Below are 24,051 nucleotides of genomic sequence, written 5' to 3'. Positions count from 1 at the left end.
TGCTAATAATTGGGATTTTGTACCAATACACCACCAGCCTTGTCGATTTCTACTTGTGGGATGGGATAATAATAATGTTTAGGACGAATAAATGTAACGGTTTTTCCCTGGTCTATCGGTGCTTTTGAAACTGCAAGGTTATAGATTGCGGCAATATTAACAAGACCTTTTTTATCCCAGCGCATTAAATCCTGATGTCTTTCCCCTTCACCAGCCAGTTCTACACGTCTTTCATGAATCAATTGAGTCATTCCGGCACCACTTACAGGTGGTAACAACGTTGAAGCCCTGCGGCGAACCTGGTTAATGAGTGCATCTCCGGCGCCTGCACCCTGCGTACGGATTTTGGCTTCGGCAACCAAAAGGTAAATATCTGCAGAACGCATCAACGGAACAGCATAATTGTGATCAACACCATTACCTTCGGTAGAACCAAATGGATAGAATACGGCATATTTGCGAAATGCAAATCCTGTAGAAGATAAACTGCTTGTAAAAGTTTGATCATTTACACCATCGCCAATGTTGATTTTGTCGCCAACACTAAGCAGTGTAGCCGCCTTGCGTGAATCGTTTGCTTCAAATTCGTTGGCCAAACCTTGTAGTGGCTGGCTAAAGCCGTAACCTCCCCACGCTCTTGGGATGTAATAAATAGTATAATCGTTCTGTACAACATTTTGTAAGCCTTGCACAGAAAAAAGAATTTCGGTGCTATTTTCGTTTGCCCGGGTAAAGTTTTCTTTATAGGTAGCTGCTAAATTATAATTCGGGTTATCAATTAAACGCTGACCCGTGGTAATGGCCTCCGGTAATTTTTCCCAGTACATGTAAAGTTTCGTAAGCAATCCCAAAGCAGTTCCTTTACTCACCCTACCCCTATCCGTTGCGCTGTAAGATTCAGGCAGCATGTCAACCGCTTTTAATAAATCAGATTCAATCTGTTTCCTTACGTCTTCAATACTCGATTTTGGTTTATTAAAGGTTTTGTTTGTAAAATCCGATTCAGAAATGATAGGCACGTCTCCATAAATTAACATCAGGCGCCAGTAGCCAAAAGCACGCATAAAATATGCTTCGCCCATACTTCTCTTTCGAACGGATTCATTCATTATTGCAATTTTAGGAATATTGATAATTGCATTGGTAGAACGGTTAACCGTTTCGTATTTATAGGTCCAGCTGTATCTTACCTGAGGGTTCGATGCATCGTAAGTTAAATTTTCTATCGCTTCATCTTCCGAATGGTCGCCCGAACGCCAGTAGTCATCAGAAGCCACATCAAAAGTAGTTTCGGCGTGGCTGATATAATCTTCCTGCTCCAGCAGGCTGTATATTCCCGAAACTGCATTTACAGCGTCGGTTTCATTTCTAAAATAATTGTCGGTATTGTAAACACCTTTCTGATCAAGATCAAGATTTTTCTTGCAGGCTGTAGCTAAAAATACAATCGCTGTTAGTACAAGAATATTTATTTTCGTTTTCATAGGATTATAATTTAAGGGTTAAACCAAATGTAAATGAACGTACTGATGGGTACTGCGCCACGTCAACACCTCTTTGTCTGTTGCCATCGGTATAACCCAATTCCGGGGTATAGCCGGTATATTTTGTAAGCATAAATACATTTTGTCCGGTTACATATAGTCTCAGGCTACTGAAAGTTGTCTTTTTAATCAGTGTTGATGGGAAAGTATAACCTAGCGTGATGTTTTTTAAGCTGAAATAACTACCATTCTCAATGAATAAATCCGATGTGCGATAGTTATCATTCGAACGGTCGAGTGACATTCTTGGAATGGTATTACTCGTTCCCGGCCCGGTCCATCTTCCAATGGTTTCACCATATAAATTGAAAGAATAGGTTGGATCTATACCCTGCATCCGGTCGGCATTGTACAAGTCGATACCAAATACACCGGTAAAGTTTGCCGATAAATCGAAGTTTTTGTAAGATACACTTCCCTGAAGGCCCATTGTGGCTTTAGGATTTGGATTACCCAGGTAAGTACGGTCTTTTCCATCAATTAAACCATCTCCGTTTACATCAAGGAAACGAACATCGCCCGGTTTGATGGAACTTTTCCGCGAATCATTCGCCAAAGCGGCATCGTTGTCAATTTCAGCCTGTGTTTGATATAAGCCATTTGTTTTCCATCCATAGAAAGAAGAAATTGACTGTCCCTCGTATGTTCTGGAAATTTCCTGGCTGGAACGGCCGTAAACTTTAGAAGAAATATAGGCACTTTCTCCGTAAAGTTTGGTGATTTTGTTTTTGATGAAAGCACCATTTACACCAATAGAATATTTTACCGCATCACCGGCACTGTAATTAATTTCGGCCTCTATACCACGGTTGTTCATCTCTCCGGCATTCACATCCGATGCAATTGTTGTACCTGCCGTACCCACTTGTACAGCCGGAATCAGCATTTCTTTGGTATCTTTATTAAAATAAGTTATGGTTGTATTCAATTTATTCTGGAGAAACCCGGCTTCGACACTTACATTCGTCATTGCCGAACGTTCCCAGGTAATATTAGGGTTAGCTGTTTTGATGATTGCTGCACCATTATAGCCTGCACCGCCAAAAGTATAACCGTTGGTTCCATATGTATTTCCTACCAGAATTGAACTTACATATTGAAATGGCGTTACGTTTTGGTTACCCAATTCGCCCCATCCACCTGTTACTTTTAAATTGCTGATCCAGCTTATATCTTTCATGAAATTTTCGTTAGAGATTCTCCATCCCACAGAGAACGCCGGGAAGTATCCCCATTGTTTACCTGGTGCAAACCGGGATGAACCATCAGCTCTAAATGTCAGGGTAGCCAGAAACCGGCCATCATAATCATAAAAACCTCTTGCAAATACCGATTCTAAAGCGGTAGGGTCATCTGCTGTGCCAGATGCCGTTAATAAGGTATTGCCTTGATTTAAAACGCGTTGATCGAAACTGGTGTTATCGTATCCAATTCTTGCTGCACTGAAATTGCTTCCCTGAAAGTTTTGTTTGGAATAACCAGTTGTTATTGTGATATGGTTTTTATTAATCGTTTTATCATAAGTAAGGAATAGATCGAGTAAATTTGAATACGTTTCAGACTCGGATTGGGTCAAAGTCGAATTAGTAGTGGGTCTTGCCTGGTTTACATCCAGAACGCTAAAATTGTAACCTCTGCCAATCGTTCCGTCAAAGCCGTAGTTTGCACGGAATTTCAAATCTTTCATGATATTTACCTCAGCAAATGCATTCGCAATCAACCTGTATTTTCGGGTGTAAGCATCTGTTTGCTGAATGGTCGCGTAGGGATTATTGATGTCTCCAAGTTGATTGGCAAAAGCCTTGGAAGTCCCAAAACTACCGTCATCATTTATCGTCGGAATTGCCGGGTTAAAACGTAGGGCTGAGAAAATTAAACCAGCCTGAGAATCATTATTGTTAAATGAATTACTCTCTGTATAAGTACCCTGTATGTTCTCTCCTACCCTCAACCACGATTTTATTTTGTGTTCCGAATTAATGCGGGTACTGTAACGTTTAAATCTCGCTTTATCAATAACTCCTTTTTCATCATACATGGAAGCTGCAAAATAATAGGTAGACGTTTCGTTTCCGCCCTGTATATTTACATCGCCGCTGTTCACTTTACCTGTGCCGAGAATTGCTTTTTGCCAGTCGGTACGTTGTGTAGCATAATATGGATCATCCCATGGTGCCTCTATGGCAGCACCATCATTAGTATAGCGCTCCCTTTTTAGCATATATAACTCTGGTGCGGTTAACAGGTCAATATAACGGGTAGTATTGGAAAAACCTGTATAGGCGTTTACCGATGTCGATAATTTCTGACTATAGGTGCCTTTTTTTGTCGTTACCAATACCACTCCATTTGCGGCCCTTGTACCGTAAATGGCACTCGAAGATGCGTCTTTTAAAATTTCTACCGAGGCAATATCATTAGGATTTACATCACTTAGTGCATCAGGATTGCTGGACGGAACGCCGTCGATTACCACCAAAGGGTTGGCATCGTTAATGGTTCCTGTACCGCGGATTCTGATACTTGGCGCAGCCCCGGGCGAACCATCATTACGTAATATGTTAACCCCTGCGGCACGACCGTCTAAAGCTTGTGTAACGGAAGCAACAGGCAGGTTCTGAATATCTGTACCTTTAACACTGGAAATAGATCCGGTAACATCCACCTTTTTCGTCGTACCGTAACCTACTACCACTACTTCGTTCAGTTTTTGATTATCCTCTGATAGTATTGCCGTAATTACCGATTTACCACCAATCGGCACAGTTGTTTTCTGGTAACCGATATAACTAAATTCAAGAACACCATCACCGGGAGCGCTAATCGAAAACTCTCCATTATCGTTAGTGGTTGTTCCGATAGCAGCGCCTTGTAATTTTACGCTCACTCCAGGAATCGTAACTCCTTTTGCATCCGTAACTTTTCCCTTTATTAGCGATTGTGCAAAGGAAGTTTGGAACTGTAAAGAAAGCAGTACCAATAATATGATTACTACCTTAAATGTTTTGTAGAACTTAAACGAGAGGCTGGCATTTAAAAATGCGGAAATCGTTTGTAAATGTTTCATCAAATAGTTTGTTTGAATACTATACGATATACAGAGCATTTAGTCTGCCCTGATTTATCACATCAGCATAATGAATAATTTTATTTTTTCCTTGTAAAGCGCAATGTCTTTCTGGCTTGTCAAAGCCCGGTTACGAATCTGAGGTGAAGGTCTTTTTCATTGTTTGGTTTTTAATTTTTGAAAGTTGTATATATGGATGTGGTCGATAAAAACAGTTAATTTGCCTGCAACAGTTTATTTTATTTGAAAAGGCAGTACGATTTATTCGTTAAAAATTACTTCTTATTTTAAAGTTATGTAAAAAGATTACATAAAATAAAAATATTTGGTTTTTTTTATCAAAATAAACTATTATTATCTATTTTTTTATAAAAACAATAATTCTTTTTATAAAATTTAATAAAAGAAAGCTATTTTTGTTATAGTTATTTAACTACGCAACCAATATGGGAACATTACTTCGGCCTAACTACTTTTCTGTTGATGAAGAACGGCTTCGTCAATTAAGCAATCTGGAGAGAAAAAAATATCTTCAAAAAATTAAAATCCTCAAATATATTTACCAGAATGAGGTTGCAACGCTTAGTGAAATCTTCAACGCTGTCGGAATTAGTTCACCCACTTGCTTAATTCTCCTTCATGAATTGATTGCGGATAATGTTTTGGAAAAAAATGGTAAAGGGGAATCTATAGGCGGCAGAAAGCCGGATATCTATTTGTTGAAAGACGCAACCTTTTATATTGTTAGTATCGATATGGAAAAGTTCAGGACAAGGGCCGTTATTCTGGATAATAACAATAATTTCATCACAACAATACATACTTTGGGTAAGGGAATCAGCAAAGATGAGTCGACGCTTACAGACCTTTATACTTTTATTAACGAACTGATAACTTCTTCTCAAATTGATAAAAGCAGGCTGGTTGGCATAGGCATCTCAATGCCAGGATTGGTTGATGCAGAAGGGGGAACGAACTATACCTATTTACAGCCAAAGCATAAAGAAAAAACGTTGCAACAGGTACTGGAAGAAGCCTTCGGCTATCCGGTATTTCTGCAAAATGATGTGAAATGTGCTGCCATTGCAGAAAGTAAATATGGACTGGCAAAGGGCATTAGCGATGCGCTTGTGGTATTGATGGATTGGGGTGTCGGACTAGGCATAATCATGGATGGTAAAATGCGTAAGGGCAGCAGAGGCTTTTCCGGGGAAGTTGGCCATATTCCACTGATGGATGAAGGCGCATTGTGTTATTGTGGTAAAAAGGGATGTCTGGAAACTGTCGCTTCGGGTGTTGCACTCGCAAGAATGGCGAAAGAAGGCATAAAATCTGGCCAACATTCCCTGCTGAATGAATTATCAGATTATGAAGTTGAAAAAATTGAACCTCATTTGGTGATTGATGCAGCCAACCGGGGTGATCAATATGCAATTAGTATCTTGTCTGTAGTGGGTAATAACCTTGGTAAAGGTATCGCAACATTGGTACAGCTATTTAATCCTGAACTTATCATTTTAGGCGGCAAAATGGCTGAGGCAAAGCAATACATCACCATTCCAATCATACAGGCAATTAATACTTATAGCATGACTGAAATCAGAGAAAACACCAGAATTGATACTTCAGCACTTGGTCAGGATTCCTGTATTCTGGGGGTTGCGAGTATGGTAATCAACAGCATTATTGAAAGACAGGTCAAGCTAGCAGAACTTTAGGCATTAAATGGATTTTAAGCATCTCCCGATTCATTTCGAATATGATCGTGCCGAATTAAATCATGGGGATTCATTAAAGATGACAAATCTGAAAAATATCATAATTTTCCAGGTGATTGTTTTATTAAGTATAACAGCGTAATACCGGGACATCAAACTGATTTTAACCTAAAAATACACCATCAATAAATTATGCAACGTACTATTTTAATATACTTCATCGTATTTATTTTTGCCAACACACATTCATTTGCCCAAATAAATAATCAGACACCCATTTGGGGGCAATGGGAAAATTGGGGAGATACCGGAAATGGAACTTATAACAACCCGGTATTGCCTGCCGATTACAGCGATCTCGATTGTATTCGTGTAGGTACTGATTATTATGCGGTGTCATCTACATTCCAGTATTCGCCAGGATTTGTAATCCTCCACTCAAAAGATATGGTGAACTGGGAAATCATAAGCCATGCAGTAAACGACATCACTTCAATTTCTGCGGAAATGAACTGGGATAAAATGAACAGGTATGGAAAGGGAATATGGGCAGGTGCTATACGGTACCACAATAAAAAATTCTGGATTTATTTTGGCACACCCGATGAAGGCTATTTTATGACGACTGCCGAAAAACCCGAAGGCCCCTGGCAACCGCTTCATCAGGTATTGGCTAAAAAGGGCTGGGATGATTGCAGTCCTTTTTGGGATGATGATGGGCAGGGATATTTAGTTGGAACGAATTTCAGCGATGGGTATAAAATCCATCTTTTTAAAATGACAGCCGATGGCAAAGAACTGATTGAAGGTTCTGATAAAGTTATTCATCAATCGGAAGGAAGTGAGGCCAATAAACTGTATAAAATTAATGGTATTTACTATCATTTTTTTAGTGAGGTAAAACCTGAAGGACGGGCGATTATGATGGAGCGGGCCAATAATATTTACGGTCCTTATACAGAGGAGAAACAGTTAAGTCATGCTGAAAAAAATTTCAATGAACCCAACCAGGGTGGTATGGTACAGACTCAGAATGGAGATTGGTATTTCCTAACCCATCATGGTACCGGCGACTGGTCGGGGCGGATTATGAGTTTGCTGCCAGTAAATTGGATTGATGGCTGGCCAATTATAGGAAAGGTTGGTCAGGATAAAATAGGTTCAATGGTTTGGTCGGGCAAAAAACCAGTTAACCCCGGTGTATTTTATGCACCGCAAACAAGTGATGAGTTTAGCCAATCTAATTTGCCGCAACAATGGGAATGGAATTATCATCCAAGAACAGAAAAATGGTCGTTAAAAGAAAGAGCCGGTTGGTTAAGGCTTCACGCGTTTAAGCCTATTGAGACAAATAATCTGTTAAAAGCCGGAAATACCCTAACACAGCGTACCTATCGCACAAAAACAAATGAGGTTATCATAAAATTAGACTTCAGCGGAATCGCCAATGGCCAAAAAGCTGGACTGTCGCACTTTGGATCACCTGCTTATGCCACGCTGGGTATTGCATGTGAAGATAAAATAAGCTATTTAGAATTTAATATAAAAGGAAAAATCACAAAAGGCCCGGTATTAAAGGGTAAAAAACTTTGGCTAAAATCGACATGGGGGCTGGACGGCAAAAGCCAGTTCTATTATAGCATAAACGGTAAAAAATACATGCCTTTCGGAAAGCCTTATCAAATGGAATGGGGCTCATATCGTGGCGACCGGATAGCGATTTACAGTTATAATAACCTTGCAGATGAGGGTTATATTGATGTAGACTATTTTCACTACACTTACGGCAAATAACCGGAAAGCCATGCTCACAAAATTATAGCTTGACTATTTAAAGATTATAAACGATGCATTGATATAAAAGCATTAGCTGATTCAACACAATGAACCCAAACAATTTTTCGCAACGGTATTTTATAATTTTTCTATCTGTATTTTGGAGCGTTAATTTATTTGCCCAGGTTTCTGGCAACCTTAATAAAAATTATAAAAAAACAAAAAAACATAACCTATCGAAGCGTTATAGCAACCCAATATTACCAGGTGATTTTCAAAATACAGATGTAATACGCGTAGGAACCAAGTATTACTACATTTCAGCAACCAAGGAACTATCTCCAGGCATGATGATCATGTCTTCACAAAACCTGGTAAACTGGAAAATTATTGGTCACGCAGTAGCTGATATTACACAAATCAACCCGCGCTATAATTATGATATAATGGAAGGACAAAGCCGGGGCATTTGGGCCGGAGCCATCCGTTATTATAATAAAAAGTTTTATGTATACTTTACGGATCCCGACGAGGGATTATTTGTTACAACCGCCGAGCATCCGGCCGGGCCATGGGCACCTTTGAAAATACTAAAAAAAGGGCCAGGTTGGGATGATCCTTGTCCGCTATGGGACGATAATGGAAAAGCTTATCTGGCAATGACCAATTTCGCAGATAACTATAAAATTTATCTCTTCCGCTTAAGTCAGGATGGTAAAGTTTTAACCGATAGCGGTAAAATAATCCATCAAAGTGAAGGCAGCGAGGCTAATAAACTTTATAAAATAAATGGTTACTATTATCATTTTTACAGCGAAGTAACTAAGGAGGGGCGTATACCTTTTATGGCGAGGGCAAAAAATATTTACGGTCCTTACCAGGAAAGGCGACAACTAATTCACAAAGCAAAAGCGGAGCCTAATCAAGGGGGCATGATAAATACTCCTGATGGGAAATGGTATTTTGTTACCCATCACGGGCAATCTTATTGGAGCGGGCGTGAGGCCAGTTTGTTGCCTGTGACGTGGATAGATGGCTGGCCGGTTTGGGGCAATGCAGGTCGGGATGGTATTGGTAATATGGTATGGTCGGGCATAACTCCCGACGGTAAAACAGACAGACTGCAAACCAGCGATGAATTTAATCAAAAGGTTATCGCCCCTCAATGGGAATGGTATTTTCAGCCTGACGATAAAAAATGGTCTTTAAAAGAACGCCCGGGCTTTTTACGGATGTATTCCAGCAAACCATTATTTAAAACAGGCCCAGATAAAATACCTAATGTACTAACGCAACGGCCATTAAGAAAAAAACACAATACTGTCGTTTTAAAATTAGATATTCATAACATGGCTAATGGCCAGATTGCAGGATTGACCTTATTTGGTAAAACGTATGCCTTTATTGGTATTTCACAAAACCACAACAAGCGTGTTTTTATTTTAACGATACTGGCAAAATTAATGTAGGACCTGTTGTAAAAAATGATGCCACCAGTATCTGGTTAAAAACATCATGGAATCTTTCTGGTATGGCTAATTTTCATTTCAGCACGGATGGGATAAAATTTTTTCCATTGGGCCACCCCTATCAGATAACCAATTTTGGAAATTATCTTGGTGCTAAAATTGGTTTGTTTAGTTTAAACGATATAAATGATAAAGGTTTTGTAGATTTCGACTGGTTTCATTATCAATTTACAAACAAGTAATTTAATTATGTCTAACCATCAATTCATAAATAGTCAATTATTGATAATGGTGATGCTTCTTTTACACTGACGATAACTTCATGGTCGGTTTTAAAAACATCAGTTATATCTTAAAAACCCTAACTGATGCTAGGCTGGAACATTTTCTTCATCCAATACATCAGGTTTCTTTTCATGAGGATGGGTAATCCGCTTCAGAATAAAAGAAAGGAGCATGGCGAATGCCACATAGCCAACAAAGATTATAAATCCGGGTTGCAGTGAGCTATTATTTTCAGTTACCGTTTTCAGCACATCGGTGTTCATATTTAAATTAGAAAGCTGACTTTTCAAAATACCGTTAAGGCCGATATAAGTCATGCCAATGCCTACCACCATAACGTCGGCCATATCCCATTTACCGGATTCGAAAGCCAAATAGCGAACGACCTTATTTTCGGCAAACCTATCTTTCCCCCATACGTGAATACCTTTTCCAAGCAGCCTTAATACAGGCAGAATGATAACAAACAACATAATGAGTGCGCCTATCACAATCGCATCAGGCTTAGGTTGTCTTATCAAAGTTTCGACAATACTTAAAATACTTTTGCTTTGAAAAAATAAAACCTGATTTGAAAAGACAATATTTTCGCCAAGCAGCTTAAAATTCAATGATTGTATGCGGGCATCCACTTCAATGATTGTTGTGGTTATACCCGATGCCAGAAGTACCAGCGCAAATAAAATCGACATGATAAAAAGTGTTGTTTGAAAATAAACTTGTTTTCTCATTAAGAACCAAAGACCCAGTGCAAACAATACACAACCCAGCATGGCATAAGCATAATTATAAGTCTGTATACGGATATCAGCCAAATGTTTACTTATCGATTTATCAAATTCGGCTGCGTTAGAAACATGGTATTTAGCGCACATATGACGTGTTATGGCATTAATGGCTTCAGAGGTATTGTCATATGTTTGTTCTTCAAGCTGATCCATTTTGCTATTCGCAATACGTTTCAGCCTTTTTGTACTGGCGGGGCTGTTAATCCTGGTAATAATGGTTTTGGCGAAGGCCGGAACCATGGCATGTAACTCCTCTTCATCTACAAAACTGTTAAAAGCCAGTTTCTTAAGTTTCCCACCCAACGTTTTCTGAGGTTTATTAATTTGCGAAACCGTTTTGTCTACTAATCCATTAAGCTGATCCTGTACCTGTTTCTGCAATTCAATTTTCTGTTTTTGGGTCATACTGAACCCATTAACCTGGCGACCAACTACATCCGATAATTTATCCCGCCATTGATCGACCGAAAAAATACCGAAAGTGATGCTGTTCGCCACGCTATAATCTTCTTTAATCTGTTCCTGTTCATTCGATAACACATGCAGACGATAGCCAAAATAGACTTCTCCGCAAAGCAGAAGGCTTAAGCCTGCGATAAGCAGAATATTAGCAAAACTTATTTTTCTTTTATCGGGGTGTTGATTATTTTTTTTCAATGCTGCGCAAATTATATGATTGAAATGAATGTGTTAAATTTCCTAATGGGAATCATAAGGTGTAATGAACTTCAATATTGTTGACAGGGTTAATCCATACAAAACAAAACTGATAAATACGATATAACCCGGTTGCAGTGCTGTGTTATTAGTGGTAATAATTGTTAATAAATCACTCTTAATATTCAAACTTTTAAGCTGGCTTTCCAGTAAGCCGTTGAGCCCTATGTAAACCATTAATATAGCGATTACAATTACGTCGGCCATACTCCATTTGCCCGATTGAAAAGCGAAATATTTAATAAACTTATTTTCAGCCAGTTTCCGGTTGCCGAGCAGGTGTATTCCCGTAGAACTTAACTTCATAATCGGAAAGAGAATACTGAAAACAAGGATTAACACGCCAACCAGAATAGAATCTATCCCAGGTTGTCCTATCAGCACCATAACCACATCCATAATACTCTTACTCTGAAAAAACAACACCTGATCTTTAAATATCACGTGTTCTCCAAGCAGTACAAAATCAAGTGATTTAATTCTCGCATCAACTTCTATCATCGATGCGGTTAAACCAACTGCAAGCAGGATAAAGGCAAAAAGTAACGACATGATAAATAACGTACTATGCAACTCAACCCTTTTTCTGAATAACCACCACAAGGAAAGAACCACTACAATACAGCCAAGCATTCCAAAGCAGTAAGTATAAGTCGCTTTTCTGATGTTGGCTAATGAAGAGGTAAGCTTATTGTTTAGTTCTTCGGCCGAGGAAACATTGTATTTTTTATACATATTATTCGTCGCCATATTCGTGATATTTAAAGTACTATCAATACTGCCACTGTTTTCCAATTCGGTAAACTTGCCCATTGCCATTTTACTCATCTTCTTTTTATTGGCGGGGTTATCTACCTGGGCAATAATATTTTTTGCAAAAACCGGAACCTGGGCTTTAATCTTATCGGTATTTACAAAAGTATTAATCACGAATTTCTTGATTTTTCCGTCAAGCGTTTTTTTAGGTTTATTAACCATTGCTTCTGCCTTATCAATTAAGGCTAGCATAATTTGTTCAACCTCTGTTTGAAGTTCCTTCTTCTGCCTGGGTGTCATGGTAAAGTTGCGCACCTGGTGGTTGATGATTCCTGCTACTTTATCATGCCACTGGCCTACAGAGAAGAGTCCAAAGGTGATGTTATTGATGTTTGAATAGTCTTCTTTAATTTGTTCCTGCTCAGCGGAAAGGATATGTAACCGGTAAGCAAAAAAGCCTTCTCCACATAACAATATGGTCAGTAACAGTATTAACAAAAATTTAGGCAAAATTGGATTTTGCTTCTTGTCAGCTTTTTCAGTTGTTGTCAATTTTTTTTATTTTAAGAGAAATATATAATGTGCTATTTACTAACCTTTAAAATTAGAAGAATAATTAAATAAATGGCTAAACAATGCTGATTATTCGGGTTGTTTATTTGCTTAGTTTATCAATTATTCTAGGTAACACAGAAATTACGAGATGGTTTTACTGTACAAACAATTTTATTTGCAGGTAAAAGAATATGCGTGAAGATTATAATTTTTTAAGCATTAGTTCATCAAAAAAAAGTGAAATAAGCTAAAAAGAAAACAGACCCTGTGTAGCAGCGTCTGTTCTAAAATTAATTAATAAGGTAGATGTAATGGTTTAACACGACTATCAGAGAAATTGTTTTGCCAAACAGAAATTAAATTATTTCAGCACTAAGGAAAATAAAAAACTTCTTCAAGTGGTATTGTAACCGGCGAATTATCCGGGTTGCTTTCCATTATATCGCCCATAAATGCCCACCATTTTTGCATAACTGGTTGTGCAGGTAAATTTTCCATGAGTTTGGGATTTGCGACTTTTAAAACTGCAAACAAATCGTTTGTGGTTTCATCATGGAAAATTGAATAATCCATGATACCAGTCTCGCTTAGTAATGCGGCTAATTCGGGCCAGATTTCCTGATGTCTCTTTTTATATTCCTGTTCGTAACCGGAAAACAGCTTCATTTTAAATGCTATCCTTACCATGTGTTTAAATTATTTTTGATATACCCTTACATAATCTACTTCCATCCGGTTAGGAAATTTGGTATCATTTAAATCGCCGCCATTTAAACCACCCATTGCCAAATCTAAAAGGATGTAATGTTTTTGCATAAAGGGATTAATACCTGTGCTGTCGTCATTTTTCAATTGCGCCATTGGCGTTTTATTCAACAGCAAATCATCTACATATAAACTTATGGCTTCACTATCCCAATCCATCCGCCAGACATGAAATTTTGCTACCCACTTTTTGCCGCCCAGCGCCTCAGTTGATTTTGTATTGCTAAACCATTTTGGCTTTTTATTGGCCCCAAGTGATGCAATGTTTGCCAGCAATTTACCTCTGTAATATTCCATAATGTCTATCTCGCCATTGGCGGGCCAGTTGCCATTGTCGCCTAAAGTCCAGAAGGCTGGCCAAAGACCGGCTGAAATATCAATACGGCCACGCATTTCAAATCTTCCATATTGAAAACTTTGCAAGCCTTTGGTTATTAAACAAGCAGAAGTATACTCGATATTTTTAGATTTTTTACGCCAATTACTACTTCCTTCTTCAAACAAAGGATTTGGTTTCTGTTCTTTACGGGCTTCAATAATAAGCAAGCCACTTTTACAAAAAGCATTTTCGGGCTGATACCATTGCAACTCCTCGTTCCTTACAAAACCTTTTTCATACGTCCAGTTTTTTGCATCGGGCATGCCATCTTTCTCAAATTCATCAGACCAAACCAGTTTATAACCTTCTTTAGCATATTTTCCGGCAACTTGCTGCGCATTTACCGAATTTACAACGAATAAAATAAACGCAGAAAACGATAAAAAATACTTCAGTTTCATTTTGTAGAATTTTAGTTCGACAATTTATCCAGTATTGGTGTATTAACTGCCTTTAAAACATCATGCTGAGGTTTTAACAATTCTAAAACAGCAATATCATTCTTTCCGATTTTCAGCCATTCTTTAGGTACATAAAGTGTTTGCTGCGGACCAATTCCCCAATATTTTCCCAAATTATGTCCATTAAGCCAAACCACGCCTTTTCCCCAATCGGTCATATCCAGATAAGTGTCGCCAACTTTTGTAAGGGTAAAAGTACCTTTTTGAATGGATGGCCCTTCGCCAATTTTCGAAGACGATCGCTTTGCGGTAAAGCCAGCAATATCGCTGAACGGCAAACTAAACATTTCCCAGTTTTTAATTTCTTTACCTGCAAATAAAACCTGCTCTGTAATACCTTTTTTGTTTTCTAACAGGTATTTACCAAAATTGATTCTGCCCATATTTTCAACAAAAATATCCAGTGTAACTTCTCCTTCGGGTAATTGTAATTCGAGGCTATCTGAAAGTGTCCTTCTGTCTAAAATGCCGGCTCTTTTCTGATTAACAAAAACCAGTGCATAATCTCTCAATTGTTTAACCTGAAGTAAACCCTTTTTGCCACCTGTTATTTTCGTGCGGTACAACATATAGCCATAATCTTGTTTTAAATCTTCAAAGGTTAATGGTTTTTCGCTTTTAACCGCAGCGGGCAATACACTAAACAGATTGAATTTATTTGTTAATTTAAATGGTTTAACGGTTATGGTTGGTTTTGCCACAGGTATCGGCGGTAAGCTTTTACCCTTTGGAAGGTATTTTTCAATTACTGCCCTGAATTGCCTGAATTTCGCTGTTGCATTTCCGGCTTCATTTAATGGTGCATCATAATCATAACTGCTGATTTGTGGTTCGTAAGGCGAAATGTCTTTATAGTTTGCCCCGTTCATAAATGCCCTTGTGGTACCACCATGAAACATATACATGTTAATGGAAATTCCTGCTGCTAAAACCGAATCTAATTTACCCGTATATTTTTCTGCCGGAACGGTATGGTGTGGTGTTCCCCACCAGTCGAACCAGGCCGGGTACCATTCGGCAATAAAATACGGTCCTTTTCCGTCATGGTATTTATCTATCATGCTTTTAACCCGTTCCGGGTTATCCTGGCCATTTATCGCAGGTAATAAACCGGCAAGGTAGCCACCTTTAATGTCGGCTTCCGGGTCGCAGGTATACAATAATCCATCAAAACCTGCGGCAATAAACATTTTTCTGTTTATATCCAGGTATTCCTTGTCGGCCGCATAAGAACCATACTCGTTTTCTACCTGCACCATAAGCACATTACCCCCGTGGTTAATTTGTAGCGGAGCTAACTGCTTACCAACTTCATTAATGTATTTTCTGTATTCGTCGAGGTATTGCGATTCCTTGCTTCGAACCACCAAGCCTTTTTCAGTTTGCAACCAATATGGATAACCTCCGAATTCCCATTCGGCACAAACATACGGGCTTGGTCTTAAAATTACCCAAAGCCCTTCTTCTTTTGCGATTTTTACAAATTCTGCAATATCGTTATTACCCGAAAAATCGAATTTCCCTTTTTGAGGTTCGTGCAAATTCCAGAACACATAAGTACCAATGGTATTAAGTCCCATGGCTTTAGCCATTTTCATGCGATCGCGCCACGCCTCCTTTGGCACTCTAGGGTAATGGATTTCGCCCGAAATAATTTGAAACGGTTTTCCATCAAGCAGAAAAGCGCTTTTACCAAGCTCAAAAGTATGCTTAATTTGCTGACTAAAACCATTTAATGCACAGCAAAGGCAGATTATTAGTAATATATTTTTTTTCATTTTAAAATTTTTGGCAGATGATTTAACGTTTTTTTGGCAAAAGAAACCTGCATAAGCGTATTGATAACGCAGATTATTCATGCTGTATATATTGAAAATTTTGGTTTGTTATACTTACTTAAAGAAACTCAGGTTCCATTTATCCGACCACTCGATTTTTAATTTATCATCTTCAAATTGTATTGGCAACCACAAATAGCGGCCATCAATTGCATTTTTAGGCACCCATTTATCGGCCATAAAAATAAATGAACCTTTTTTGCCCGGCGCCGGAAGCACATAAGTACTTTGCCCGCCAAATGTTTTATCTGAACCCGGCCCAACACAAGGATTACCCATAAATTCCCAGGGACCAAAAATAGATTTTGCTTTAAACCACCTTGCCGGGTTTGGCGCCCAACCGGTACAGCCTGAACCAATCATGTAGTAGATTCCATCTTTTTTAAATAAGGCCGGTGCTTCCGTTTGCTGGCCAACATAAATCCTGATGAATTTCCCGGTATGGCTTAAGTAATCAGGCGTTAATTCTGCTAAATGCAACGTGAAGTTTTCCTCTGATGAAAATATATGATAAGCTTTACCATCGTCATCAACAAAAACAGTCATGTCTCTTGCCATTTGTCCGCCGGGTAAATCGCGACAGAAAAAACCATCACTTTTATTTGCAGGTTTTTCACAGTTTACTTTCTCAGCATCCGGGGTTCCAACTGCATAAAAAGGCATTATACCGGCATTAGGTCGGTAACTCTTAATAAAAGTATATGGACCGGTTGCTTTATCAGCAATGGCAACACCGGCACGGGCCGCAGCATAACCCTTACCCAACAGTTCCAGGTGGAACCACATGACGAATTTTTTGGTTTTCTTATTGTACACTACTTTCGGACGTTCTAAAATGCAGCCCTTAGCAATATCACTTTTTAAATCCTCAGAAACCGACAGTGCAATTCCCTCATCTTTCCAGTTATATAAATCTTTTGATGAATAACAATGAACACCCAGCTGTGCCGTATTTCCTTTTTCGCCTTCAATTTTATGTTCGCCAAACCAATAGTACAACCCTTTGCTGTAAACAATCCCGCCACCGTGTGCATTGATATGGATACCATTGTTATCTTTCCAGATTTTACCAGGTGTAAAATCCTGATAAGTTTCCTGAGCAACAACCCGACTACCTGCCAGGCAACCTATAAAAATTAAACTAAAAATAAGGGATAAACGATTGTACATAACGCCTGAATATTTGTTAAATAAGACTGTAAGATAGCAAATTGTGTTTAGATTAATAATCGGGTCATCCGAAGACGACCCGAAATTTAAGAAGCGTATTAATAACCCGGGTTTTGTAAATATGAAGGAAGTTTTAAAATCTCACTTTGTGGAATCGGCATTAAATAATTTGCCGGGCGAAAATTGTGCTTACGGATGGAAGATGTAATCTGATAGTTATAGGTACTTCCATCAGTAGATGTGGATGTTGTTCCTGTTTTTGGTGTTACAAGCATAATTTTATTGAAGCCATTTTCCGTTATTTCCGCAATTTTCCACCTGCGTTCGTCATAAAATCGTACATCTTCAAAAGCCATTTCTGTACGGCGTTCTTTTTGAATCAAGGTACGAAGTTCGGCTTGCGTAACGCCGGTTTTTATGCCATAGCGTCCATCGCTACCGGCCAGAATACCTGCCCGTTCCCTTATTTTGAAGATGTTGGCCAAGGCATCTGCCGTTTGTCCCATTTCATTAAGTGCTTCGGCATAGTTCAACAAAATTTCGGCATACCTGAGTAATGGATAGCCTCTATCGGCATTTGCACTACCGCCATACGATACGTTCACATCACACATTTTACGCCCGTAATAACCTGATGTTGTTCCGATTCCATTGCCATCACTTGGTGCATTTACGTAAGTGAAAACCGGCGCCTGTGCATTACTATTATTTGCGAACGATGAACCATTGTAAATTACAGTATAGCCAAACCTCGGATCGCGGTTAATGTATGGATTGGCCGGATTATAGCCGGATGTGGGATCGGTAATCTGTTTGCCATTCAACATATCAAACTGATCAACCAGGTTTTGCGTTGGGGTGGAGTAAAATCCCCCGCTGCGTGAAGGAGGTAAAAAATGACCTTCAAAATCCTTATTAGGCGCCTGCGTAAAAGTGAATATCATTTCGCTGTTTGCGCGTGAGATAAAAGTTTTGTAAAAACCATATCCCGGGGCAGTCGTGTTATCTACAACCAGCGCATATTTATTCATATCAATTACATCTTTAGCGGCCTGCGCGGCTTTTGCCCAACGGCTCGCGTCGTAAGTTGGATAGGCAATTATTGATGCTATCGGCCCTGTACTTACAATGCCGCCACCATTAAATAAAGGGCTTGCAGCAGTAAGTAAAACCCTTGATTTCAGGGCCAGGCACATCCCTTTTGTAATGCGGCCGTAGTCCTGGTCCAATTGGTCTACCGGTAGAATTGCCGCAACCGCATCACATTCGCTTACAATATAGTTAACACAATCTTCGTAATTACTCCTTGGGATATCTATGATGTCGTCCTTATCAAATATCTTATCGCCCAAGATAGGAATCCCGCCAAAAGTTTTCACCAGATAATGATAATACCATGCCCTCAAAAAGCGGGCTTCGGCGGCTACACGGCGTTGTGTAGATTGAGCCAATGGTGTTGTCGGTAATTTTGACAAGAATAAATTTACAGCACGAATCTGTAAGTATGGCTGAACATAAAAATCGGTATTTGTGCCTTTCACCACATTAAGCGGACTAACATTTCCTGAATACAGAATTACCGCATATTGCCCGGCGCCGCTATAGCGGTATTCTGCATCATCGGTTGCTTCCTCAAGATTACCATGACTATCCCAACGGCCTTTGTTGAAAGAAAAACCGCGTCCCGCATAAATACCGTTTAGGAAACCTAAAGTCCTTACACTATCCGTGAATACGACGTTTGCATCCTGACCAACATTTTGCTGATCTAAATAACTGCCTGCTTTTTTACAAGATGCTAATCCTATAAAAATTAAAATGATTAAAATGTATTTTCTCATAACCTTATACTTAAAATGTTACAGATAAGCCTAAATTGTAAAGCCTTTGCGGCGGATAATTGGTATTGGTGTTGTTGCTCGATATTTCCGGATCATATTCATACAAAGAACCAAGTTTTGTCCAGGTAATTAAATTTGTACCGTTTACATATATCCTGGCGCCTTTTAAATGCACTTTATTTACCCAGTTTTGCGGAATACCATAACTAAGTTCTACCGATTTCAGACGAACATAATCTCCCCTGACATTCCAAAAATCGGATGGAGAAGTTGGAATGGAAATGGCATTTGGTGAAGTGGATAAAATCGGGTATTTAGCATTATTCCCCAATTCCGGCGTCCAGCTTTGCTGATGTATCGCCTGCAGGTTTGAGCCAAATGCCTGGATAGATTCACGTACCCCGGCAACATTAAAATTAAGTGCCCCTTGAAAAAGAACATTTAAACTCAATGTTTTATAGTTTGCACTCAAGTTAAAACCAAAAATTGTGTTCGGGGTGTTAGAATATCCGAAGTAAGACTGGTCAGCATCGGTAATGGCCCCGTCGCCATTAAGATCGGCATATTTAATATCTCCCGGTTTCGCACCATTGAGCGGCTTGGCACTGCTTGCAACATCAGCAGCATCCTGGTAAAAACCAACAAATTTATATTGCTTAGGCGTATTTATCGCATTGCCAGTGTATTGCTGGTATGGAAATAAGGGAATCGCTTCGTCCTGGAAAACAATTTTATTCTTTGCAACAGATATGTTTCCACCTATCCTGTAGTTAAAATCATTACCAATTTTATCATTATAAGACAACTCAACCTCGAAACCTTTGTTGTTTGTTTTACCCAGGTTTACCGGAGGTAATGACTGACCGAACAGATAAGATACGGTACCTCTGGTGGTTAAAATATCATACCTGTCATCATTAAAAACATCTACAGAGGATGTAATTCGTCCTTTAAACATACTTAAATCCATACCGATATTTAACTTTTTAACTTTTTCCCAGGTTACATCCTGATTGGCCAATCGCCCTTCATATATGGCTCCATATGCATTATGCGAAGTACCAAAAGAAACGTTACCGCTGTTGTTATAAGTTTGAAGGTAAGCATAAGCATAATTTCCAATATCATCGGTACCCACCAAACCATATGATGCCCTGAATTTCAACCGGTCTACAAATTTGATGTTATCTTTAAAGAATGATTCTTCAGAAATATTATAGCCTATTGAACCGGCCGGGAAAAACCCATATTTCTTTCCTGATGCAAATACTTCCGATTTGTTATAACCTACGTTAAATTCGGCAAGGTATTTTCCTTTGTAATCATACCCTGCACGACCGGAGAAACCACTTGTCGGTATAGGAATGAAGTTAAGTATTCTATTATAATTGTTAGCATCCCTATATCCGAAGTAGCTGCGTGAATTGTACAATGCAAGTGCGGAAACGTGATGACTGCCAAACGTCCTATCATAATTTAATGAGGCTTGTGGATTAATAATTCTTGTAGTCGATTCTGGACTATAATTTAACGTATAAGTACCAACCCGGAAAACATTCGGGTCTTTTGGGGTATAAGTACCATTAGCCGGGTTATATATAAATGCCGGATAGGTTCCTCTGGATAAGCCGCGTGTATACGTGTAGGTACTGCCATAAGCAATGGAAGCCCTTAAAGATAAGCCTTTGGTAATAAAACCCAGTTGCTGGGTTCCGGCAGCATTAAAATTCATATTATTTTCAAAATCCCTGCTGTAACCACCCAATGTTAAGGCCTGAACAATATTAGGAGAACTGTAACGGTTCGGTTGATTGTAACTGTAACCATAACTACCATCAGGATTAGTGATTGGATAGGCAAAAGGCGCAAGCGTTAAGAAACTATTGTAAAAATAAAAGATGTTCTGAATACCATTTATATTAGGAATTACCGGCGAGTTTCTCTCCCCTATGTTTCCAAATAAATCTACTTTGATATTTAATGTTTTAGTTGCCTTGATATCGATATTAGAACGGTAATTATATCTTTTGTAATAAAAATTGTTGTTTACATCCTCATTTTTACCAAAATCATTTAAGATACCGTTTTGGGTTATGGCGCCTAATGACGCAAAATATTTGATTACTTCTGAACCGCCGCTGATGTCGAAATTATTACGCCATTGGTAACTGTACTTACGAAAAAGTACCTCTTTCCAATCTACATCCGGATGTCCGTATGGGTCATCGCCTGTACGCCAGTGCTCCAAATCAGCATCGCTGTACTGAACCGCAAGCCCGTCATTTATCCTGGCCTGGTTGTATAATTTAGCGGATTCGTAAGCATTTAAAAATTTCGGTAATCTTGTAGGCTGCGATAGTGCATATTCTGTTCTGTAGGTAATGGATGGCGGACCAACGGTTCCGCGTCTGGTGGTAACCAGCACAACACCGTTAGCACCTTTTATGCCGTATACTGCTGTCGTCGATGCATCTTTTAAGATACTTAAGCTTTCAATTTCATTGGCATCCAAGCGTGCAAATTGTGCATAGGTAAATTCGATATCATCCACAATAATCAAAGGTTGGTTCGAGCCGGTGTATGAACCTGTACCACGGATGAAAAACGTAGCGCCGTCAGATCCCGGTTGTCCGCTGGTTTGCTGAGAACTAAATCCCGGTAAACGGCCGGCCAATGTATTTTGTAAACTTGCCGAAGGATTACGTCTAATTTCCTTACCCGATACAGAACTTATTGCGCCGGTTAAGGTTGCTTTTTTGGTTGTGCCATAACCTACAACCACCACTTCCTCTAATCCTTTGGTATCTGATTCGAGTACAACATCGATTTTTGTTGATTGCCCAACACTAACCTCTTTAGAAAGGTAGCCGATAGCTTTAACAATTATGACACGACTTTTACCCCTTAACGTTAGTGTAAACTTTCCATCTACTCCAGTTGATACACCGTTTCCAGGCACATCTTTTTCAATAATGCTGGCAGCAGGTACAACACCATCCCGTTCCCTAACCTGTCCAGTGATGGTAACATTCTGTGCAAAGAGCATCTTCGACAAAATGGTAAATGCTAAAAAAAATATAATTTTTTTCATCTGTATAAAATTGTTTTTAATGGCGATGAAGCCATCATGGTTTTATTATTCCGCTATGTGTTTTGGAAAACCATGATGGTTTCATAAATTCTTTCAGTTCTAATTATTCGACAATGTTACCAACCTTCATTCTGTACCAGCTTCCTGTTTCTGACAATTTCAGCATATGGAATTGGCATGATGTAATACTTAGGGCTGAAAGTGGTGGTTGCCACCGTATAAGGCACATAGGTTAAAGCGCCGCTTGTAGCCCTGGTTATCCGGTTTCCATGTAAGTCGCCATTAAGCAATTGGCCTGCAGTTTTCCAGCGTCGTATATCCCAGAACCGTTGCTCTTCAAATGCCATTTCAATCCTGCGCTCATTTTGAATAAATGCCCTCATATCGGCCTGGCTCAAACCTGTTTTTATTCCATAAGCATTTGCGCCTGTTCCGGCAGTTATTCCTGCTCTTGTTCTTAAGGCAATAAGCGGTGCATAGGCATCTGCAGTACGTCCCACCTCATTCAGGCATTCAGCATAGTCCAGTAATACTTCTCCGTAACGAAAAATAATAAAGTTATGATCTTGCGTAGCGTAAGCGGTAGCTGTAGAAAAATCGGCCATATATTTCTTCAGGTAATATCCGGTCCGGGTTTGAACAGCAACACCTCCGGGCTTATCTCTTCCACCCTCAAACGTTTCCACATTCCTCGTATTCAACCATTTCATTCCATTATAGAAAACTGTGTTGTCCAATCTTTTGTCACGGCCAACGTATGGATTGCTTGCGCTATATCCGGATGCCGGATCGGTAATACTTAAACCATTTGCCATCGGGAAAGCATCAACAAGTTCCTGCGTCGGACTTGTAAAGCCATTGCTCAAAGGCGTAGTATAACCTACCGGCGCATTATTGGTTTCGATATCAAATGTTTTAGCTCTTTGTTTGGCTAAAATTACTTCTGTATTCTTGCGGGCAATGAATACACCATTAAATGTGCTTGTTAAAGAATAAACGTTTAAATTAATCAGATCCTGAACGGCATTCAACGCTGTAGTCCAGCGTGAAGCATCATAGGCAGGATAACCTGCAAGCGCTTTCTTTACCGGATCGGCAGCAATGCCACCTCCGTTGTACAATGGGCTTGCGGCATATAGCAATACACGTGCTTTCAATGCATAGGCACAGCCCCGGGTAATTCTGCCTAAATCAGAATCGGCCACTGGTTCAGTCCGTAAAAGTCCCTTTATCGCATCGCATTCACTTATCAGGTAATTTACGCATTCGGCAAAGGTGCTACGAGGTATCTGAAGATCGCTATCCGGGCTTAAAACCTGGTCGCCAATTAAAGGTACACCACCGTACCGTTTAATCATTTCAAAATAGTTCATTGCCCTGATAAAGCGGGCTTCCGCTTTCCAGTATTTGATCGTATTTGGTGCATTTGCATCAACGGGTACAACATCAACATTGGCCAGGAAATCATTTGCCGAACGGATGGCCCTGTAGGCATTGGCCCAATTATCATCCGGGTTGTTGGTTGAGTTTAAGCGGCCATTACTAAAATATTCTACAACTTTATTTAACCTGGAGGGTAATGCATCATCACTTCCTGCATCTAAAAAATCGCCAGCAGATCCATCGCCATCGGCCTTTACGCGGTTAAAACCATCAGGCAGTGAAGTGTACAAATCAGACAATACCTGCCTGGCGTAATCACCATTTTTATCCAGTGGATCATAAATATTATTCTTTTTCAATCCCTGTAACGGGGTTTCTTCATATTTTTTACATGATGCCATAAAGGTCATGGCAATCATAAAAATTATTACCTTATTTTTCATCTTTC

The 24,051-nt window shown here is 39.3% G+C and carries 15 protein-coding genes; 4 read left to right on the top strand and 11 right to left on the bottom strand.

Annotated elements, in window-relative coordinates; genetic code table 11:
- Positions 1-2: 2 nt before the first annotated feature.
- The gene (locus O0931_RS02625) at positions 3-1,484 is read right to left on the bottom strand and encodes a RagB/SusD family nutrient uptake outer membrane protein (protein ID WP_269413994.1); all 1,482 of its coding nucleotides are present in this window, start codon (positions 1,482-1,484) and stop codon (positions 3-5) included.
- A gap of 4 nt (positions 1,485-1,488) precedes the next feature.
- Entirely contained in the window at positions 1,489-4,611 is a 3,123-nt protein-coding gene (locus O0931_RS02620; RefSeq protein WP_269413993.1) for a SusC/RagA family TonB-linked outer membrane protein, read from the bottom strand.
- A gap of 446 nt (positions 4,612-5,057) precedes the next feature.
- On the opposite strand from O0931_RS02620, the gene O0931_RS02615 reads away from it, so the two are divergent.
- The 4 genes from O0931_RS02615 to O0931_RS02600 all read left to right on the top strand — a co-directional run bounded on the left by O0931_RS02615 (position 5,058) and on the right by O0931_RS02600 (position 9,816).
- Entirely contained in the window at positions 5,058-6,329 is a 1,272-nt protein-coding gene (locus tag O0931_RS02615; RefSeq protein WP_269413992.1) for an ROK family protein, read from the top strand.
- A 192-nt stretch (positions 6,330-6,521) separates the two neighbouring features.
- A complete protein-coding gene (locus O0931_RS02610; RefSeq protein ID WP_269413991.1) occupies positions 6,522-8,123 on the top strand; it encodes a glycoside hydrolase family 43 protein in 1,602 nt (533 codons plus the stop codon).
- A gap of 89 nt (positions 8,124-8,212) precedes the next feature.
- The gene (locus O0931_RS02605; RefSeq protein ID WP_269413990.1) at positions 8,213-9,574 is read left to right on the top strand and encodes a glycoside hydrolase family 43 protein; all 1,362 of its coding nucleotides are present in this window, start codon (positions 8,213-8,215) and stop codon (positions 9,572-9,574) included.
- Positions 9,565-9,816, top strand: coding sequence for a beta-xylosidase family glycoside hydrolase (locus tag O0931_RS02600; protein ID WP_269414557.1), 252 nt, complete (start codon positions 9,565-9,567; stop codon positions 9,814-9,816). The genes O0931_RS02605 and O0931_RS02600 overlap by 10 nt, the downstream gene beginning before the upstream one ends.
- 129 nt (positions 9,817-9,945) lie before the next feature.
- Here O0931_RS02600 and O0931_RS02595 read toward each other — a convergent pair whose 3' ends face one another.
- The 9 genes from O0931_RS02595 to O0931_RS02555 all read right to left on the bottom strand — a co-directional run bounded on the left by O0931_RS02595 (position 9,946) and on the right by O0931_RS02555 (position 24,046).
- Entirely contained in the window at positions 9,946-11,304 is a 1,359-nt protein-coding gene (locus tag O0931_RS02595) for a paraquat-inducible protein A (protein WP_269413989.1), read from the bottom strand.
- A 42-nt stretch (positions 11,305-11,346) separates the two neighbouring features.
- Positions 11,347-12,618, bottom strand: coding sequence for a paraquat-inducible protein A (locus O0931_RS02590; protein ID WP_269413988.1), 1,272 nt, complete (start codon positions 12,616-12,618; stop codon positions 11,347-11,349).
- A 429-nt stretch (positions 12,619-13,047) separates the two neighbouring features.
- Entirely contained in the window at positions 13,048-13,362 is a 315-nt protein-coding gene (gene rhaM / locus O0931_RS02585) for an L-rhamnose mutarotase (protein WP_269413987.1), read from the bottom strand.
- Positions 13,363-13,371: 9 nt separating this feature from the next.
- Positions 13,372-14,220 carry a glycoside hydrolase family 16 protein gene (locus O0931_RS02580; protein WP_269413986.1) on the bottom strand — a complete coding sequence of 283 codons (849 nt, stop codon included), beginning with the start codon at positions 14,218-14,220 and terminating at the stop codon, positions 13,372-13,374.
- Positions 14,221-14,231: 11 nt separating this feature from the next.
- Positions 14,232-16,058, bottom strand: a complete 1,827-nt coding sequence (locus O0931_RS02575; RefSeq protein ID WP_269413985.1) for a glycoside hydrolase family 35 protein — start codon at positions 16,056-16,058, stop codon at positions 14,232-14,234.
- A 114-nt stretch (positions 16,059-16,172) separates the two neighbouring features.
- Positions 16,173-17,288: a glycoside hydrolase family 43 protein gene (locus tag O0931_RS02570; RefSeq protein ID WP_269413984.1), complete on the bottom strand. Its 1,116-nt coding sequence runs from the start codon at positions 17,286-17,288 to the stop codon at positions 16,173-16,175.
- Between the two features lie 98 nt (positions 17,289-17,386).
- Positions 17,387-19,129: a RagB/SusD family nutrient uptake outer membrane protein gene (locus O0931_RS02565; RefSeq protein ID WP_269413983.1), complete on the bottom strand. Its 1,743-nt coding sequence runs from the start codon at positions 19,127-19,129 to the stop codon at positions 17,387-17,389.
- A 10-nt stretch (positions 19,130-19,139) separates the two neighbouring features.
- Complete coding sequence (locus O0931_RS02560) at positions 19,140-22,220, bottom strand: SusC/RagA family TonB-linked outer membrane protein (RefSeq protein ID WP_269413982.1); 3,081 nt, start codon at positions 22,218-22,220, stop codon at positions 19,140-19,142.
- A 116-nt stretch (positions 22,221-22,336) separates the two neighbouring features.
- Positions 22,337-24,046, bottom strand: a complete 1,710-nt coding sequence (locus O0931_RS02555; RefSeq protein ID WP_269413981.1) for a RagB/SusD family nutrient uptake outer membrane protein — start codon at positions 24,044-24,046, stop codon at positions 22,337-22,339.
- Between the last annotated feature and the right edge of the window lie 5 nt (positions 24,047-24,051).

It is taken from the genome of Pedobacter rhodius (assembly GCF_027213645.1).
In the GTDB taxonomy this organism is placed as follows: domain Bacteria; phylum Bacteroidota; class Bacteroidia; order Sphingobacteriales; family Sphingobacteriaceae; genus Pedobacter; species Pedobacter rhodius.
Note: the sequence above shows the minus strand (reverse complement) of the source record. Positions and strands in the feature narration are given on the sequence as shown.

Bases quoted from the DNA above. Each gene is read 5' to 3' on its own strand.
- O0931_RS02580 (WP_269413986.1), bottom strand. From the start codon at position 14,220: ATGAAACTGAAGTATTTTTTATCGTTTTCTGCGTTTATTTTATTCGTT.
- rhaM (WP_269413987.1), bottom strand. From the start codon at position 13,362: ATGGTAAGGATAGCATTTAAAATGAAGCTGTTTTCCGGTTACGAACAG.
- O0931_RS02560 (WP_269413982.1), bottom strand. From the start codon at position 22,220: ATGAAAAAAATTATATTTTTTTTAGCATTTACCATTTTGTCGAAGATG.
- O0931_RS02565 (WP_269413983.1), bottom strand. From the start codon at position 19,129: ATGAGAAAATACATTTTAATCATTTTAATTTTTATAGGATTAGCATCT.
- O0931_RS02610 (WP_269413991.1), top strand. From the start codon at position 6,522: ATGCAACGTACTATTTTAATATACTTCATCGTATTTATTTTTGCCAAC.
- O0931_RS02605 (WP_269413990.1), top strand. From the start codon at position 8,213: ATGAACCCAAACAATTTTTCGCAACGGTATTTTATAATTTTTCTATCT.
- O0931_RS02575 (WP_269413985.1), bottom strand. From the start codon at position 16,058: ATGAAAAAAAATATATTACTAATAATCTGCCTTTGCTGTGCATTAAAT.
- O0931_RS02615 (WP_269413992.1), top strand. From the start codon at position 5,058: ATGGGAACATTACTTCGGCCTAACTACTTTTCTGTTGATGAAGAACGG.
- O0931_RS02620 (WP_269413993.1), bottom strand. From the start codon at position 4,611: ATGAAACATTTACAAACGATTTCCGCATTTTTAAATGCCAGCCTCTCG.
- O0931_RS02625 (WP_269413994.1), bottom strand. From the start codon at position 1,484: ATGAAAACGAAAATAAATATTCTTGTACTAACAGCGATTGTATTTTTA.
- O0931_RS02555 (WP_269413981.1), bottom strand. From the start codon at position 24,046: ATGAAAAATAAGGTAATAATTTTTATGATTGCCATGACCTTTATGGCA.
- O0931_RS02570 (WP_269413984.1), bottom strand. From the start codon at position 17,288: ATGTACAATCGTTTATCCCTTATTTTTAGTTTAATTTTTATAGGTTGC.